This is a genomic window from Pseudomonas sivasensis, assembly GCF_021391435.1.
GTDB classification, from domain to species: Bacteria; Pseudomonadota; Gammaproteobacteria; order Pseudomonadales; family Pseudomonadaceae; genus Aquipseudomonas; species Aquipseudomonas sivasensis.
This window is the reverse complement of the sequence record NZ_CP090029.1, coordinates 1,733,268-1,748,345: the sequence shown is the minus strand read 5'-3', so window position 1 is coordinate 1,748,345 and position 15,078 is coordinate 1,733,268. Positions and strand designations below refer to the sequence as shown.

Sequence of the window (15,078 nt, the reverse complement as noted above, 5' to 3'; positions counted from 1 at the left end):
AGAGCATGAATGAACAAACTGGCGGAAAAAGTCCAACAGGCGTTGGTTAAGGCCATCAACAACGATGACCTGGTTCTGCCGACATTGCCGGAAGTGGCCCTGAACATCCGTCAGGCCGCTGAAGACCCGGAAATCAGCATCAGCCACTTGAGCAAAGTCATCGGTCGCGACACCGCGCTGTCGGCGCGCCTGATCAAAGTGGTCAACAGCCCGTTGTTACGCGCCACTCAGGAAGTCACCGACCTGCACACCGCCATCACCCGGCTGGGCACCAACTACAGCAGCAACCTGGCCATCGGCCTGGTGATGGAACAGATCTTCCACGCCCGCTCCGAAACGGTAGAACAGAAAATGCGCGATGTATGGCGCCGCAGCCTGGAAGTAGCGGGCGTGAGCTATGCGTTGTGCCGCAGCCACAGTCAGCTCAAGCCGGACCAGGCAGCGTTGGGCGGCCTGGTGCACCAGATCGGCGTGCTGCCGATCCTGACCTACGCCGAAGACCACTACGAACTGCTGTCGGACCCGGTCAGCCTCAACCATGTCATCGACAGCATCCACCCGGTATTGGGCGACAAGTTGCTCGGTGGCTGGGACTTCCCGGAAATGCTGGCGAAACTGCCAGGCCAGTACCTGAACCTGGAACGCGACTCCGCCAGCCTCGACTACATCGACCTGGTGCAGATCGCCGTGCTGTATTGCCATCACGGCACCGATCACCCCTTGGCAAAGGTGGAAGTCTCCAACGTGCCGGCGATGAAGAAACTGCGGGTCGACCCCTACAGTGAAAAACTGCGCGCAGAGCTGGATGAAGCCCGCTTGATGTTCGACTGATCAACCGGCGATAAAACTTACCCGCACCTTCAACCCCGCCTGCGCACCATCGTGCAGGCTGATCTGCGCCAGATGGGCGCGGCAGATTTCGCCGACAATCGCCAGCCCCAGGCCTGAGCCCATGCCTTGCTGGCTGCGGCGGTAGAAGCGCTCGAACACCCGGTCGCGTTCATCCAGCGGAATACCTGGGCCGTCATCTTCCACCTCCAGTACCGCAGGCGCCGATACCCGCAAAATCACGTTGCCACCCGGTGGCGTGTGGGCCAGGGCGTTGTCCACCAGGTTGCTCAGCAACTCGTTCAGCAGCGTCGGCTCACCGCGCAACCACACCGGCTCGTCGGCCTCAAGCGCCAATGCCACGCCACGCGCATGGGCCAGGGGCGCCATGGCCATGCCCAGTTCACGGGCCAACTGGCTCAGATCCAGCAACTGCGCCCCCCCTTCGGCAATCGCCCGCGCGCCATTTTCAATGCGTGCCAGGGACAGCAATTGATTGGCCAGATGGGTCAGGCGGTCGGTGCCCTGGGCGGCGGTTTCCAGGGTGCTGCGCCAGGTCGCCGGATCTTCCGCGCGCAGGCCCAGTTCCAGCCGCGCCTTGAGTGCCGCCAACGGTGTACGCAGTTCGTGGGACGCGTCGGCAATAAACTGCGCCTGTCGTTCGAACTGCCCGCGCAGGCGCTCAGTGAAGTGATTGAGGGAACGCACCAGCGGGCCGAACTCATGCTGCACTTCCACCAACGGCAAGGGCCGCAAGTCGTCGGGCTGGCGTTCTTCCACTGCCGTGCGCAAGCGCTCCAGCGGGCGCAGCGCTGCGCTTACGGCGAACCACACCAATAACAACGCGCCGATCGCAAGCATGCCCAAGCGCAGCAAGGTATCGGCCATCAGGCTGCGGGCCATGCTCACGCGCGCTTCATCGGTTTCGGCCACGCGGATTTCCGCCATGCCGTTCATATTCGGCTCGGAGACGGCCTTGAGCAGGCTGACCACACGCACCTGCTGGCCTTGGTACGTGGCGTTGTAAAACCGCGCCAGCGCCGGATAGTCATCGGTGCGAGGCGTGCCCGGCGGCGGGCCGGGCAGGTTCTCGTAACCGGAGATCAGCTTCTGGTCGATGTCATTGACTTGGTAGTAGATACGCCCGGCGCTGTCGTAGGCGAAGGTGTCCAGGGCGACATAGGGCACGTTGGCGCTGAGGGTGCCGTCCACTTGGGTCAGGCCGGCCGCGATGGTCCGTGCCGAGGCCAGCAGCGTGCGGTCATAGGCGGTGTCGGCCGCTTCGCGACCGTTCCAGTAGGCACTCATGCCACTGGCGAGCATCAACAGCACTAGCAACAGCGCCAAGTTCCACAGCAGGCGCCAGCGCAGGCTGCTGGGCTTATGCATCGCGGGCTTCCAGCAGGTAGCCAAGGCCGCGGAAGGTCACGATGGCGATGGGCTGGCCATCGAGTTTCTTGCGCAACCGGTGCACGTAGATTTCGATGGCATCCGGGCTGGCCTCTTCGTCCAGGCCGAACACCTGGGACGCGAGTTGCTCCTTGCTCATCACCCGGCCCGGGCGCGCGATCAAGGCTTCGAGCACGGCTTGCTCGCGAGAGGTCAAGGTCATCAGCTCGCCGCCCACGGTGAAGCGCCGAGTATCGAGGTCGTACACCAACACGCCGCAGGTCTGCTGGCGCTCGCCGCCCAGCACGCTGCGGCGCAGCAGCGCCTTGACCCGGGCTTCCAGCTCCGTCAGTTCGAACGGTTTGGCGAGGTAGTCATCGGCGCCCAGGTTCAGGCCATGCACGCGGTCTTTCACATCACTGCGTGCGGTGAGCATCAGCACTGGCAGATTTTTTCCGCGAGCGCGTAGACGCGCCAGCACCTCGAAACCATCCATGCGCGGCAACCCCACATCAAGGATCGCCGCCGCGTATTCCTCGCTGCTCAAGGCCAAGTCCGCGGCCACGCCATCGTGCAGTACGTCGACGGTCAAACCCGTGCTCTTGAGCGCCTGGGCGACACTTTCGGCGAGTTGCAGATGGTCTTCAACCAAGAGGACACGCATGGATTTCTACCTCGTTCATGGGTGGTCGATGCCACGCCTTGGCGGGCAGTTTACAGGCGCCGCCTGCCCTGTGAAGCCCGAAAACATTGAAAGGCAGCTGAAAGGTTAGTGAAAGCTTCGCCCTTTAGCATCCAGCCAAGGTGGGTCATGCCCGCCGAGCGACCAGATGAGTCGCGCCCGAAAAACGCCTCGATGCGTTTTCGCCAAAATAAGAACAATAACGGAGTGCAACACGATGCTGTCGACCCAGCCCCAGGCTTGCCCGCCTGTTCGTTTTTCCCGCCTGACCCACACCGCCCTTGCCAGTGCCGCAGCCCTTGCCGGCTTTTCGCCGCTTGCCCAGGCTGCCTTCTTTGAAGACAGCAGCGCGACCCTGGAAACCCGCAACATGTACTTCAACCGAGACTTTCGCGACGGCACCAGCGCACAGCAATCCAAGCGCGACGAATGGGCCCAGGGCTTCATGCTCAACCTGCAATCGGGCTACACCGACGGCACCGTCGGTTTTGGCGTCGACGCGCTGGGCATGCTCGGAGTCAAACTCGACTCCAGCCCCGACCGCACCGGTACCGGCCTGCTACCGACCCATGACGATGGTCGCGCCGCCGATGAGTACTCCAAGCTGGGTTTGACCGGCAAGGTGAAGATCTCCGCCACCGAGCTGAAGATCGGCTCGCTGATGCCTGAACTGCCGATCCTCAAGCCCAACGACGGCCGCATCCTGCCGCAGACGTTCAACGGCGGCCTGCTGACTTCCAAGGAGTTCAAGAACCTGACGTTCACCGGCGGTCGCCTGGACAAGGCCAAGGACCGCGACGACAGCAATTACGAGGACATCGCCCTCAACAACAAGAACAGCCGCTTCCTCAGCGGCGCCACCGGCAAGCATTTCAACTTCGGTGGCGTGGACTATAAGTTCGCCGACAAGATCACCGGTAGCTACCACTTCGCCCAGCTCGACGACGTTTACCGCCAGCACTTCCTCGGCCTGGTGGCCGCACGCCCGATGGGCCCCGGCACCTTCGCCACCGACCTGCGCCTGGCTATCAGTGATGACACCGGTGCAGCCCGTGGCGGCAAGATCGACAACACCTCCCTCAACGGCCTGTTCAGCTATGCCCTCAATGGCCATAAGCTCAGCGCCGGCTACCAGCACATGTCCGGCGACAGCGCCTTCCCGTATGTGGATGGCAGTGACCCGTACCTGGTCAACTTCGTTCAGATCAACGACTTTGCCGGCGCCGACGAGCACTCCTGGCAGGCGCGCTACGACTACGACTTCGCCAAGCTGGGCATTCCCGGCCTGAGTTTCATGAGCCGTTACCTGTCGGGTGACAACATCAAACTCAAGAACGGCGAGACCGGTAAAGAGTGGGAACGCAACACCGAAATCAAGTACGTGGTGCAAACCGGCACGTTCAAAGACGTCGCTGTACGCCTGCGTAACGCCACGTACCGTTCCAACTATTCAGCCCGTGACGCGGATGAAATGCGCGTGCTGGTCAGCTACAGCGTTGCCCTTTGGTAAATGTGCTCTGGCAGTAGAACCTCACAACAATAAAGACGGAGATAACCATGACCCTTTCACTGCGTAAATTTGCCCTCGCCGCCGGCTGCATGCTGTTCGCCGGCCAACTGCTGGCTGCCGATGAACCCAAGCGCCCGGAATGCATCGCCCCGGCCTCCCCCGGCGGTGGTTTTGACCTGACCTGCAAACTGGCGCAAAGCGCGTTGGTCAACGAGAAGTTGCTCAGCAAGCCGATGCGCGTGACCTACATGCCGGGCGGGGTGGGCGCAGTGGCTTACAACGCGGTGGTCGCCCAGCGCCCTGCTGATGCCGGCACATTGGTGGCCTGGTCCAGCGGTTCGCTGTTGAACCTGGCGCAAGGCAAGTTCGGTCGTTTTGATGAAAGCGCCGTGCGTTGGTTGGCGGCAGTTGGCACCAGCTACGGCGCCATCGCAGTGAAAAGTGATTCGCCCTACAAGACCCTCGACGATCTCGTCAAAGCCTTGAAGAAAGATCCGGGCAGTGTGGTGATCGGTTCCGGCGGCACCGTCGGCAGCCAGGACTGGATGCAAACGGCACTGATCGCTAAAGCCGCCGGGATCAACCCGCGCGAGCTGCGTTATGTCGCCCTCGAAGGTGGAGGCGAAATCGCTACTGCCCTGCTCGGCGGTCACATCCAGGTGGGCAGTACCGACATCTCCGACTCCATGCCGCACATCCTGAGTGGCGATATGCGCCTGCTGGCGGTGTTCTCCGAGAAGCGGCTGGACGAGCCAGAAATGAAGGACATTCCGACCGCCAAGGAGCAAGGCTACGACATCGTCTGGCCAGTGGTGCGCGGTTTCTACCTGGGGCCAAAAGTCAGCGATGCCGACTATGCCTGGTGGAAAGAGGCGTTCGACAAACTGCTGGCCTCGGACGAGTTCGCCAAGCTGCGTGACCAGCGTGAGCTGTTCCCGTTCGCCATGACCGGCCCGGAGCTGGACACCTACGTGAAGAAACAGGTGGCTGACTACAAAGTACTGGCCAAAGAGTTCGGCCTGATCCAGTAATCGCCCCGCCTTCCAAGTGCGGCCACGCCCTCTTTCACAGCGGGCGCGGCCCAGGAGTTCGACATGCTCTTACAACGCATTTTTGCCGCTGTGCTGTTGCTGGCCTGTGCCGGCCTTGCATTGATGGCTTGGCCGTATCAGGCGGCATTTTCCTACGAGCCGGTGGGGCCTCGTGCCTACCCGCTGCTGATGCTAGGGCTGATGAGCCTGGCACTGATCTACATGCTGTTTCGCCCGCAACCTACCAAGCACACCGAGGAAGAACCGGCGCTGGACCGCCAGACCCTGATCAAGATCTGCATCTGCGTAGCCCTGTTGATCGTGTTTGCCGCCACCTTCGAACCTCTCGGCTTCATTCTCAGCAGCATGCTGATCGGCATTCCCATGGCGCGTCTGTACGGCGGCCGCTGGGTACCCAGCGTGGTGATTGTCAGCCTGATGGCCATTGGTCTTTATCTGCTGTTCGATAAAGCCATGGATGTTCCGCTGCCCCTCGGCCTGCTCGACGTTCTGGAGAACTGATATGGATACTTTCGGCTATTTGGGCCAGGGCTTCGGCGTTGCACTGTCCCCTTACAACCTGGTGACCGCCCTCTGCGGCACCTTGATCGGCACTGTGGTCGGCCTGTTGCCGGGCCTGGGCCCGATCAACGGCGTAGCACTGTTGATCCCCATCGCATTCGCCCTGGGCCTGCCGCCGGAATCGGCGTTGATCCTGCTGGCGGCCGTGTATCTGGGTTGCGAATACGGCGGCCGTATCAGCTCAATCCTGCTGAACATTCCGGGCGAAGCGTCGACCGTGATGACCACCCTCGACGGCTACCCGATGGCCCGTAAAGGCCTGGCTGGCGTGGCGTTGTCCTTGTCGGCATGGAGCTCGTTCATCGGCGCGTTTATCGCTACCTGCGGCATGGTGCTGTTTGCGCCGCTGCTGGCCAAATGGGCAATTGCCTTCGGTCCGGCGGAATATTTCGTACTGATGGTGTTTGCGATTGTCTGCCTGGGCGGCATGGCCGGTGACAAACCGCTGAAAACGTTTGTTGCGGCGCTGATCGGCCTCTTCCTCTCGGCAGTGGGTATTGACGCCAACAGCGGCGTGTACCGGTTTACCGGCGACAACATCCACCTCACCGACGGCATCCAGTTTGTGGTGTTGGTGCTGGGCCTGTTTTCCATCAGTGAGATCCTGCTGCTGCTGGAAAAAACTCACCGTGGCCAGGAAGCGGTGAAGGCCACCGGGCGGATGATGTTCAACCTGAAGGAAGCGGGTTCGGTGTTCGTGGTGAACATCCGCTGCGGCCTGCTCGGTTTCATCATGGGTGTACTCCCCGGCGCAGGTGCGACATTGGCCTCGGCCGTCGCCTACATGACCGAGAAACGCCTGGCCGGTGCCAGCGGCAAATTCGGCCAGGGCGACATGCGTGGCCTCGCCGCGCCGGAAACGGCCATCGGTGCTTCCGCCTGTGGCGCCCTGGTACCGATGCTGACACTGGGTGTACCGGGTTCGGGCACCACGGCGGTGATGATCGGTGCTCTGTCGCTGTACAACATCACCCCTGGCCCGCTGCTGTTCCAACAGCAACCGGACATCGTCTGGGGCCTGATCGCCTCGTTGTTTATCGCCAACATCATGCTGGTGATCCTCAACATCCCGATGATCCGCATCTTCACGCGCATTCTCGCCGTGCCGAACTGGGCGCTGGTGCCGGTGATCGCCATCATCACAGCGATCGGTGTGTACGCAGTGCACGCCACCACCTTCGATCTGTTCCTGATGGTGGGTATCGGCATCTTCGGCTACATCCTGCGCAAGCTGGATTTCCCGCTGTCGCCGGTACTGCTGGGCTTTATCCTCGGCGGCCTGATGGAGCAGAACCTGCGCCGTGCGCTGTCGATTTCCAACGGTGCGCTGGAAATCCTGTGGTCGAGCCCGATCACCTTTGGCGTCTGGGTACTGACCGCCATCATGCTGTTTGTACCGTTGCTGCGTATCTGGCGTAAACGTGCCCAACAGCGTCGTGCCGTGGCCGATGTCTGAGGTCACCTTTAAACAATGGTGGGGAACGCCGCTGGTCGGTCTGGCCGGCGGTTACCTGGCCAGCCTGGTCGGCTGGCCTTTGCCGTATATGGTCGGTTCGTTGCTGGCGATCATCCTCGTGCGTTGCCTCACGCCATGGCAGTTGGCGGAGATTCCCGGCGGGCGCAAATGCGGTCAATGGGTAGTGGGCATCGGCATCGGCCTGCACTTCACCCCGTTGGTGATTGAACAGGTGATGAGCCACTTCGGCCTGATCTTCTTCGGCGCGCTGGTCACCAGCCTGTCGAGCGTGGTCGGCGTGTGGCTGATGCGCCGCAGCGGTGAAGACCGCGCCACCGCGTTTTTCTCCAGCATGCCGGGCGGTTCCGGTGAGATGGTCAACCTCGGCGCACGCAATGGCGCGGTGCTCAGCCGCGTGGCAGCGGGCCAGAGCCTGCGGGTGCTGGTAGTGGTGTTATGTGTGCCGGCGATTTTCAAGTATTTGCTGGAGGGCGGCGCGCCGCAGTTTCATCCGGCACCGGTGAGTTGGGCGTGGCTGGCGTTGCTGTTTCCTCTGGGTGCGCTGGTAGCCTGGGGCTGGCAGCGTTTGCGTCAGCCAAACCCGTGGTTGTTCGGCCCCTTGTTGGTGAGTGCCACCGCCAGCGTGGTGTGGGACCTGCACATCGGGTTACCTGACGGCGGCAGCCAGATTGGCCAATGGCTGATCGGCAGCGGCTTGGGCTGCCACTTCAATCGTCAGTTCTTCCGGCGCGCTCCGTCGTTCATGGTTCGCACCTTGATCGGCACGGCGTTGACCATGGCGCTGGCGACGCTGGCGGCGGTGGGCTTGAGTGCCCTCACCCACTTGGACCTGCGCTCATTGACCCTGGGCATGATGCCCGGCGGCATCGCCGAGATGAGCCTCACGGCCGAAACCCTGCAACTGTCGGTGCCGCTGGTGACGGCGATGCAGGTAATGCGGTTGTTGTTTGTGCTGTTTTTGGCGGAGCCGTTGTTCCGGCATTGGAACCGCCAGCCGATGCACTAAACAGACGCCTTTGCCTGGCACCCAGATGAAACTTTGCTACCATCTGCGGCTTCGGAAGAGGTGGATTCCATGCATATTCAAAAGTTACAGATAGAGAACTTACGGTCTTTTAAGGCCGTAGGGCTCGACTTCAATGTGCCCGCCACAGGTAACTTACAGATCCAATACCCTAACGTGAATGTCTTGCTGGGAGATAACGGCCTCGGCAAGACCAGCGTATTGCGTGCAGTCGCATTGTCGGTGTTGGGGCCTTTGCTCAGCGGAGGATCCGGCTTTGTTTCCGAAGGCCTGGTTCGTCGTACTGACGCCGCTGAAAAAAAAACGCCTCCCGCCACCATTACTGCAACGCTCCTTTCGACTGACGAAGAAAAAAATCCGAAGCAGACAGACCACCCGCTGCCCGATCAATTTTCGCTGAAGACCCAAATCAGTTCCTTCGGCTCCACTGAGCGCATGCGCAGCAAAGTGTCCCCACGAGATATCGAGAATACGGTCGAGTTTCTTCAGTTCAACGAAGACAATCCTGCGTTTTTCATTGTGGGTTATGGGGCGAGCAGAAGTGTTGAAGCCTCCGCCAGGGTAGATGAAAGTGCACGTAAAAAATCGCGCCTGCGCCGTTATGAACGGGTTGCCAGCCTCTTCGAAGAACACGTCACGCTAATGCCATTGTCCTATTGGCTGCCTGAATACGCCAAAAGCAACAAAGGCCGATACACCCAAGTCATCAACCTGATAAACGATCTGCTGCCTCTGAACTGTCAAATTCAGAAAACGGTGCAGGAAAACGAAAACTTATTTGAAATGAACGGCATTGTGCTGCCATTCCGAGCCTTGTCCGATGGGTTCAGGGCTTATATTGGCTGGATAGGCGACATGCTGTTTCATGTCTGCCAGGGTGTCGCGACAGGGCTGAAACTAAGGGAAATGCGAGGTGTTGTAATGGTCGACGAAATCGATCTGCACTTACACCCTGAATGGCAAAAAGTAGTCGTCCCCACTCTGGCAAAAGCCTTACCCAACGTTCAGTTCATCTTCACCACCCACAGCCCATTGGTGGTGGGTTCATTGATGTCACAAAACCTCTTTTTGCTGAGTCAGGAGGAAGGTTCGACGCTCATAAAGCGGCTGCCCGAACATGTGAGGGGCAAGAGTTCCGAACAGATTCTGCTTTCGCCCTATTTCGGCCTGGACAGTACTCGCGCCGAGTCTACGTCAACCAAACTCAACGAACTGGCACGCAGTGCCGTTTCCGGGAATCGCGACGCCAGCGCCAACTACCTGAAACTTATGGCAACCGGCCTAGGGTTCGACCAGCCCCCGTCACCACCGACCACTTCTGCGCCTAAGCGAAGAAAGAACGGGGAAGGCGTCAAGAAATGATCCGTTATCCAATCCTGGAGAAAGATCTCATTGCACAAATCAAAGAGCGGAATAAAACCTGGCTTAGCCGTGCCAAGGCACGTACTGGAACTTACGTGGCTGCCGGTAAATACACCGGCGGTACTGAGTTCTGGGGCCAGATAAAAACCGTCTATATAGCGCTGCAATACGAAAAATGCGCATATTGCGAAACCAAACTTCAGGGTTCGGTGCTGGCGAGCAAAGTCCACGAAGTGGAGCACTATCGCCCCAAGTCCAGTATCCAGGCCTGGCCCATACACCTTAACTGGGCCACCGGCGCAGCGAGCCCAACGGGGTACTACAAGCTCGCTTATCATCACTTTAACTATGCGATTGCCTGCACCCGTTGCAACTCAACCCTGAAATCAAACTTTTTCCCCATCCGCGGCCATCGCGATGTGCAAGGTTCCGACCCCGCACAAATGGGCAACGAGTTAGCGCTGCTGCTCTATCCGATCTCAACGGTTGACGTGGACGACCCGCAAACGATCATTACTTTTGATGGCGTATTAGCGGTTCCGGCGCAGCAAAACGGGCACGCCTATGAACGGGCGGTCACCAATATCGAATTTTTCCAGCTGAACCATGAGGACCTCACCTCACGGCGAGCGCTTGCACTGATAGAGCTCTGGGTTGCGCTGGAAGCCTTGGCGGCGGACAAGACCGACGTCGCAACGCGAAAGGTCGCACAGCAACTGGTGACCTTCAAATGCAGCGCCCAGAGTGAGTTCACCGCTTGTAACCTCGCTTTCCGACAGCTCTACCAATCCGATCACAACGCCGCCAAACAGATGGCTCTCTTACTGGCGCAAGCCCTCCCGGAATAGCCCAAGCCCCCTCACAGCAGCGGCAGCCGCCACTCAATCGGCGTCTCGCCATTCTGCTCAAGAAACTTGTTGGTACGGCTGAAATGCCCGCACCCCAGAAACCCTCGATACGCAGACAGCGGCGACGGATGCACTGACGTCAGTACCAAATGCTTGGTGGCGTCGACCAGTTTCTGCTTGCCTTGTGCATGGGCGCCCCACAACAGGAACACCAAATGAGGCTGGTGCTCGCTGACCACTTCGATAATCCGATCGGTAAAGAACTGCCAACCCTTGCCCGCGTGAGCGTTGGCGTTGGCGCGCTCCACGGTCATGGTGGTGTTGAGCAACAACACGCCTTGGTCGGCCCAGCTTTGCAGGCAGCCATGGTTGGGGATGTCGATGTTCAGGTCGCGCTTGAGCTCTTTATAGATGTTGGCCAATGACGGCGGCGTCGGCACGCCCGGTTGCACCGAGAAACACAAACCGTGGGCCTGGCCGGGGCCGTGGTACGGGTCCTGGCCGAGGATCACGACCTTGACCTTGTCCAGAGGCGTGGAGTTGAGCGCATTGAAAATCAGCGGGCCGGGCGGGTAGATCTCTTTGCCGGCTACGTGCTCCAGGCGCAGGAACTCGCGCAACTGAGCCATGTAGGGCTTATCGAACTCATCACGCAGGGCGTGTTTCCAGCTGGGTTCGAGTTTGATACGGTCGCCTTCGGTCATAGTTGAATTGTCTTGTAAAAAATAATGAGGCGAACCCTAGGAAAGCCGGCCTTGCTTGTCAATTGATCTGACACACCATCGGCACTTTCCCACGAAGCGATCATACTGATCCTTCACCCTCCCGAATGAGGTCACAATGAACCTGCACTTCGAAGAGCTCACCGGCAGCGACGGCGCCCGCGTCGGCATCGCCAGCCTTGATGCTGAAGCATCCCTCAACGCCCTGTCCCTGCCGATGATCCTGGCCTTGAGCGATCGCCTGGATGCGTGGGCCAAAGACCCGAACATCGTCTGCGTGCTGCTGCGCGGTAACGGGCCCAAGGCCTTTTGCGCCGGTGGCGAGGTACGCAGCCTGGCAATGGCCTGCCTCGAACAACCCGGCGAAGTGCCCGCCCTGGGTGCACAGTTTTTTGCCGCGGAATACCGCCTCGACTACCGCCTGCATACGTACCCCAAACCGCTGATCTGCTGGGGCCACGGGTATGTGCTGGGGGGTGGCATGGGCCTGCTGCAAAGCGCGGCCATACGCATCGTCACGCCGAGCAGTCGCCTGGCGATGCCCGAAATCAGCATCGGCCTGTACCCGGATGTGGGCGCCAGTTGGTTTCTGTCGCGCCTGCCGGGCAAGCTCGGTCTATTCCTGGGCCTCACCGGCGCGTACATCAACGGCCGTGACGCGTTGGACCTGGGTTTGGCCGACCGTTTCCTGCGCGACGATCAACAGGACGAACTGCTTGATGGCCTGCTGCAACTCAATTGGCAGGAACAGACCGCGATGCAACTCAACAGCCTGCTCAAGGCCCTGGCCCAAGAGGCTGTCAGCCAGCAGCCCGAAGCCCAATGGCTGCCGCGCCGAGCGCAAATCGACGAATGGCTGGACGTGGGCGATGTGCGCTGTGCCTGGCGAGCGTTGAGCCCACTGCGCGACCACGCCGACCCGCTGTTCAGCCGCGCCGGCAAGACTCTGAGCGAAGGCTGCCCGCTGACCGCACACCTTGTGTGGGAACAGATCCAGCGCGCACGGCATTTATCCCTGGCCCAGGTGTTCCAGATGGAATACACCCTGAGCCTCAACTGCTGCCGTCACCCTGAATTCAGCGAAGGGGTACGCGCGCGGTTGATCGATAAAGACCAGAAACCCCATTGGCATTGGCCGGATATCAATACAGTCCCGGACGCCGTGGTACAGGCTCACTTTCATAAGGCGTGGGAAGGTCGCCATCCGCTGGCGGACTTGTCCGATTACTGATTGTTTTCTCCCACAAAAAACGGCGCTTCCTGCGCCGTTTGCATTCAACTCAGATCAACGGTGACCGCCGCGGCCACCGCCATGACCTCCATCGCGTCCATCGCGTCCGTGCCTGCCATTACCCCCATGTTCGCCCCAGCCCTGGTTCGGATAAGGCCGGTAACCGGCCCTCGGCCCAGCCGGGTAATAGCGTGGTGCCGGCTGGTAATAACGCGGCGCCGAGTAGTAACGCGGTGCTGGTGCGTAATAGCGCGGCGACGGGTAGTAATCACGGCGATATTGATACGCCGAGCCACCCCCGTAGTAATACGCCGGCGCCGGTGAGGTATAGACCTCGGATCGATAGTAGCTCTGGCCTCCATCGTAGTAGGGCACACAAGCGGAAAGGGTCAGACCGAGTAAAGCGCTGAGCAGCAGTCGTCGATACATGGCGGCCTCCTGGACCGCGAAAGAGCACCTCCAGCGACGCGGGAGGGCGGCATTCAGCTTTCACTGAATGACGAAATATCTGACATCAAAAACCGAATCTGGTGCGTTTTGGTAACAGATTGATACATCTGCATCCGCCAGATTTGTCATCCGCCCCAAATTGCCCATTGGTCGGAGTTTTTAACTGGATGGAACATTTTTGGATGTATTGAAACTTTAAATAATTGGATAGTGTCACTATGACATCGCACAATGCCAAGGAGGCTCTAGCGCGAGCACTCTACCCATATGACCTCGGATTTAAGCCATGAAGATTTCAACCAAACTGTTGCTCTCCTTTCTACTGTGCGCAGTCGTCACCCTGGGCGTGGGTTTACTGGGTATCAAGGGTGTGGTTCGCCTCGCCAACGCACTCGAACTGACGTTTTCGAACAATCTGGTTTCCGTGAGCAACACCGCGGCCACCCTCAACGGCCTGGTCGCCCACAACCGGGGCTTATACCGGTTGATGGATGCCAGCCAGGGCAACGTGTCCCAGCAAGACCGCGACCGCGTGCGCCAGGACATCGCCAAAGAACTCACGAACAGCCAGGCTGCCTACAAGATCTACCGCGCCACCCCGCTGGAAGACGACGAACGGGCAGCAGGCGACAAGCTCGACCAGCTGTTGCCCGCTTACATCAGCAGCTCCGAACGCATCATGTCGATGCTCGAAAGCAATCAGCTCGACCAGGCCCGCGCACAGCTCAACAGCACCAACAATGAAATGTTCCGCCAGGCACGCGACTTGATCCGCGTGATGATCGAGTCCAACAACCGCCAGATCAAAGAAGGCTCTATCGCCGCTGATGAGCTGCGCGACAGCGCGTTGACCTGGATGATCAGCGGCATCGTGCTTGCCTTCATCATCGCCATCACCATTGGTGTGTTGATCACCCGCCTGATCACCCGCCCCATCGCCCAGGCCGTGGAGAGCGCACAACGCATTGCCAAAGGTGACCTGACCCAAGCCATCGTCACCGAGCGTACCGATGAAGCCGGGCAACTGCTGATGGCGCTGTCCGATATGCAGGGTGGTTTGAAAAGCACACTGATGGAAATCGCCAACGCTTCTGACCAGTTAGCGTCGGCCGCCGAAGAACTGAGTGCGGTCACCGATGAAAGCAGCCGTGGCCTCACCCGCCAGAATGACGAAATCCAACAAGCCGCCACCGCCGTCAACCAGATGACCGCCGCGGTGGACGAAGTGGCAAGCAACGCCGTGTCCACTTCAGAAGCCTCGCGCCAAGCCACCACCGAAGCCGAAGAGGGCCGTGAGCAAGTGGCCCAGGCCGTGTCCGGCATGGGTTCGATGGTGGTCGAGATCAACGACTCCACCCAATCGGTCGCCGACCTTGCTGGCCAGGTCCGTGAAATCGGCAAGGTGATCGATGTGATTCGCGGCATCGCCGACCAGACCAACCTACTGGCCCTCAACGCGGCCATCGAAGCAGCCCGTGCGGGCGAACAAGGTCGCGGTTTCGCGGTGGTCGCCGATGAAGTCCGCGCCTTGGCTCATCGAACCCAAATCTCCACGGTCGACATCGAAAAAATGATCGGCGAAGTGCAGGTCGGCGCCGATGACGCCGTGGCCGCGATGAACAAGAGCCTGACCTGGGCCAACAACACACAGACCCTGGCACAGAACGCCGGTGAGGCATTGGAGCGCATCACCGCTAGCGTGGCGAAGATCAATGAGCGCAACCTGGTGATCGCCTCCGCCTCCGAGGAACAGGCGCAAGTGGCCCGTGAAGTGGACCGCAACCTGCTCAACATCCAGGACCTGTCGACCCAGACCGCCGCCGGCGCCCACCAGACCAACGCCTCCAGCCAGGACCTGTCACGCCTGGCCACCTCGTTCAATGTGCTGGTCAGCAAGTTCCAGCTGTAAGTAGCCTGCCGTGGGTTGGCGCTGTATCGTGCA

General features: G+C 60.1%; 14 protein-coding genes. 10 read left to right on the top strand and 4 right to left on the bottom strand.

The genetic code is table 11. The features are described from left to right. The first annotated feature begins 9 nt into the window (after positions 1-9). Entirely contained in the window at positions 10-831 is an 822-nt protein-coding gene (locus LRO94_RS07825) for an HDOD domain-containing protein (RefSeq protein ID WP_032888536.1), read from the top strand. On the opposite strand, the gene LRO94_RS07820 is transcribed toward LRO94_RS07825, so the two are convergent. Together LRO94_RS07820 and LRO94_RS07815 are read right to left on the bottom strand one after the other, a co-directional pair. Next, complete coding sequence (locus LRO94_RS07820) at positions 832-2,217, bottom strand: sensor histidine kinase (protein ID WP_032888534.1); 1,386 nt, start codon at positions 2,215-2,217, stop codon at positions 832-834. Continuing rightward, complete coding sequence (locus tag LRO94_RS07815) at positions 2,210-2,881, bottom strand: response regulator (protein ID WP_017736361.1); 672 nt, start codon at positions 2,879-2,881, stop codon at positions 2,210-2,212. Before LRO94_RS07815 ends, LRO94_RS07820 begins: the two co-directional genes overlap by 8 nt. Before the next feature lie 235 nt (positions 2,882-3,116). Here LRO94_RS07815 and LRO94_RS07810 point away from each other — a divergent pair, with 235 nt between their 5' ends. The 7 genes from LRO94_RS07810 (at position 3,117) to LRO94_RS07780 (ending at position 10,733) form a co-directional block, all read left to right on the top strand. Next, positions 3,117-4,409, top strand: a complete 1,293-nt coding sequence (locus LRO94_RS07810; protein ID WP_032888532.1) for an OprD family porin — start codon at positions 3,117-3,119, stop codon at positions 4,407-4,409. 41 nt (positions 4,410-4,450) lie between these two features. Then, a complete protein-coding gene (locus LRO94_RS07805) occupies positions 4,451-5,440 on the top strand; it encodes a Bug family tripartite tricarboxylate transporter substrate binding protein (RefSeq protein WP_163033161.1) in 990 nt (329 codons plus the stop codon). A 63-nt stretch (positions 5,441-5,503) separates the two neighbouring features. Further along, complete coding sequence (locus tag LRO94_RS07800) at positions 5,504-5,962, top strand: tripartite tricarboxylate transporter TctB family protein (RefSeq protein WP_032888529.1); 459 nt, start codon at positions 5,504-5,506, stop codon at positions 5,960-5,962. A 1-nt stretch (position 5,963) separates the two neighbouring features. Next, positions 5,964-7,478 carry a tripartite tricarboxylate transporter permease gene (locus tag LRO94_RS07795; RefSeq protein WP_032888527.1) on the top strand — a complete coding sequence of 505 codons (1,515 nt, stop codon included), beginning with the start codon at positions 5,964-5,966 and terminating at the stop codon, positions 7,476-7,478. Next, positions 7,471-8,505 carry an AbrB family transcriptional regulator gene (locus LRO94_RS07790; protein ID WP_032889255.1) on the top strand — a complete coding sequence of 345 codons (1,035 nt, stop codon included), beginning with the start codon at positions 7,471-7,473 and terminating at the stop codon, positions 8,503-8,505. Before LRO94_RS07795 ends, LRO94_RS07790 begins: the two co-directional genes overlap by 8 nt. A gap of 69 nt (positions 8,506-8,574) precedes the next feature. Continuing rightward, on the top strand, positions 8,575-9,885 hold the full coding sequence (locus LRO94_RS07785) for an AAA family ATPase (protein WP_179179410.1): 1,311 nt from the start codon (positions 8,575-8,577) through the stop codon (positions 9,883-9,885). Next, on the top strand, positions 9,882-10,733 hold the full coding sequence (locus LRO94_RS07780; RefSeq protein WP_179179411.1) for an HNH endonuclease family protein: 852 nt from the start codon (positions 9,882-9,884) through the stop codon (positions 10,731-10,733). The genes LRO94_RS07785 and LRO94_RS07780 overlap by 4 nt, the downstream gene beginning before the upstream one ends. Before the next feature lie 11 nt (positions 10,734-10,744). On the opposite strand, the gene ung is transcribed toward LRO94_RS07780, so the two are convergent. Continuing rightward, positions 10,745-11,437: a uracil-DNA glycosylase gene (ung, locus tag LRO94_RS07775; RefSeq protein WP_095184066.1), complete on the bottom strand. Its 693-nt coding sequence runs from the start codon at positions 11,435-11,437 to the stop codon at positions 10,745-10,747. A gap of 136 nt (positions 11,438-11,573) precedes the next feature. Here ung and LRO94_RS07770 point away from each other — a divergent pair, with 136 nt between their 5' ends. Further along, positions 11,574-12,686: an enoyl-CoA hydratase/isomerase family protein gene (locus tag LRO94_RS07770; protein WP_095184065.1), complete on the top strand. Its 1,113-nt coding sequence runs from the start codon at positions 11,574-11,576 to the stop codon at positions 12,684-12,686. A 54-nt stretch (positions 12,687-12,740) separates the two neighbouring features. Here the strand turns inward: LRO94_RS07770 and LRO94_RS07765 are convergent, their stop codons facing one another. Continuing rightward, positions 12,741-13,115 carry a hypothetical protein gene (locus tag LRO94_RS07765; RefSeq protein WP_095184064.1) on the bottom strand — a complete coding sequence of 125 codons (375 nt, stop codon included), beginning with the start codon at positions 13,113-13,115 and terminating at the stop codon, positions 12,741-12,743. A 307-nt stretch (positions 13,116-13,422) separates the two neighbouring features. Here LRO94_RS07765 and LRO94_RS07760 point away from each other — a divergent pair, with 307 nt between their 5' ends. Then, positions 13,423-15,045, top strand: coding sequence for a methyl-accepting chemotaxis protein (locus LRO94_RS07760; protein WP_095184063.1), 1,623 nt, complete (start codon positions 13,423-13,425; stop codon positions 15,043-15,045). Positions 15,046-15,078: the final 33 nt, after the last annotated feature.

Coding starts and splice junctions, on each gene's coding strand:
- LRO94_RS07825 (WP_032888536.1), top strand. CDS start 10: ATGAACAAACTGGCGGAAAAAGTCCAACAGGCGTTGGTTAAGGCCATC.
- LRO94_RS07820 (WP_032888534.1), bottom strand. CDS start 2,217: ATGCATAAGCCCAGCAGCCTGCGCTGGCGCCTGCTGTGGAACTTGGCG.
- LRO94_RS07815 (WP_017736361.1), bottom strand. CDS start 2,881: ATGCGTGTCCTCTTGGTTGAAGACCATCTGCAACTCGCCGAAAGTGTC.
- LRO94_RS07810 (WP_032888532.1), top strand. CDS start 3,117: ATGCTGTCGACCCAGCCCCAGGCTTGCCCGCCTGTTCGTTTTTCCCGC.
- LRO94_RS07800 (WP_032888529.1), top strand. CDS start 5,504: ATGCTCTTACAACGCATTTTTGCCGCTGTGCTGTTGCTGGCCTGTGCC.
- LRO94_RS07795 (WP_032888527.1), top strand. CDS start 5,964: ATGGATACTTTCGGCTATTTGGGCCAGGGCTTCGGCGTTGCACTGTCC.
- LRO94_RS07790 (WP_032889255.1), top strand. CDS start 7,471: ATGTCTGAGGTCACCTTTAAACAATGGTGGGGAACGCCGCTGGTCGGT.
- LRO94_RS07785 (WP_179179410.1), top strand. CDS start 8,575: ATGCATATTCAAAAGTTACAGATAGAGAACTTACGGTCTTTTAAGGCC.
- LRO94_RS07780 (WP_179179411.1), top strand. CDS start 9,882: ATGATCCGTTATCCAATCCTGGAGAAAGATCTCATTGCACAAATCAAA.
- ung (WP_095184066.1), bottom strand. CDS start 11,437: ATGACCGAAGGCGACCGTATCAAACTCGAACCCAGCTGGAAACACGCC.
- LRO94_RS07770 (WP_095184065.1), top strand. CDS start 11,574: ATGAACCTGCACTTCGAAGAGCTCACCGGCAGCGACGGCGCCCGCGTC.
- LRO94_RS07765 (WP_095184064.1), bottom strand. CDS start 13,115: ATGTATCGACGACTGCTGCTCAGCGCTTTACTCGGTCTGACCCTTTCC.
- LRO94_RS07760 (WP_095184063.1), top strand. CDS start 13,423: ATGAAGATTTCAACCAAACTGTTGCTCTCCTTTCTACTGTGCGCAGTC.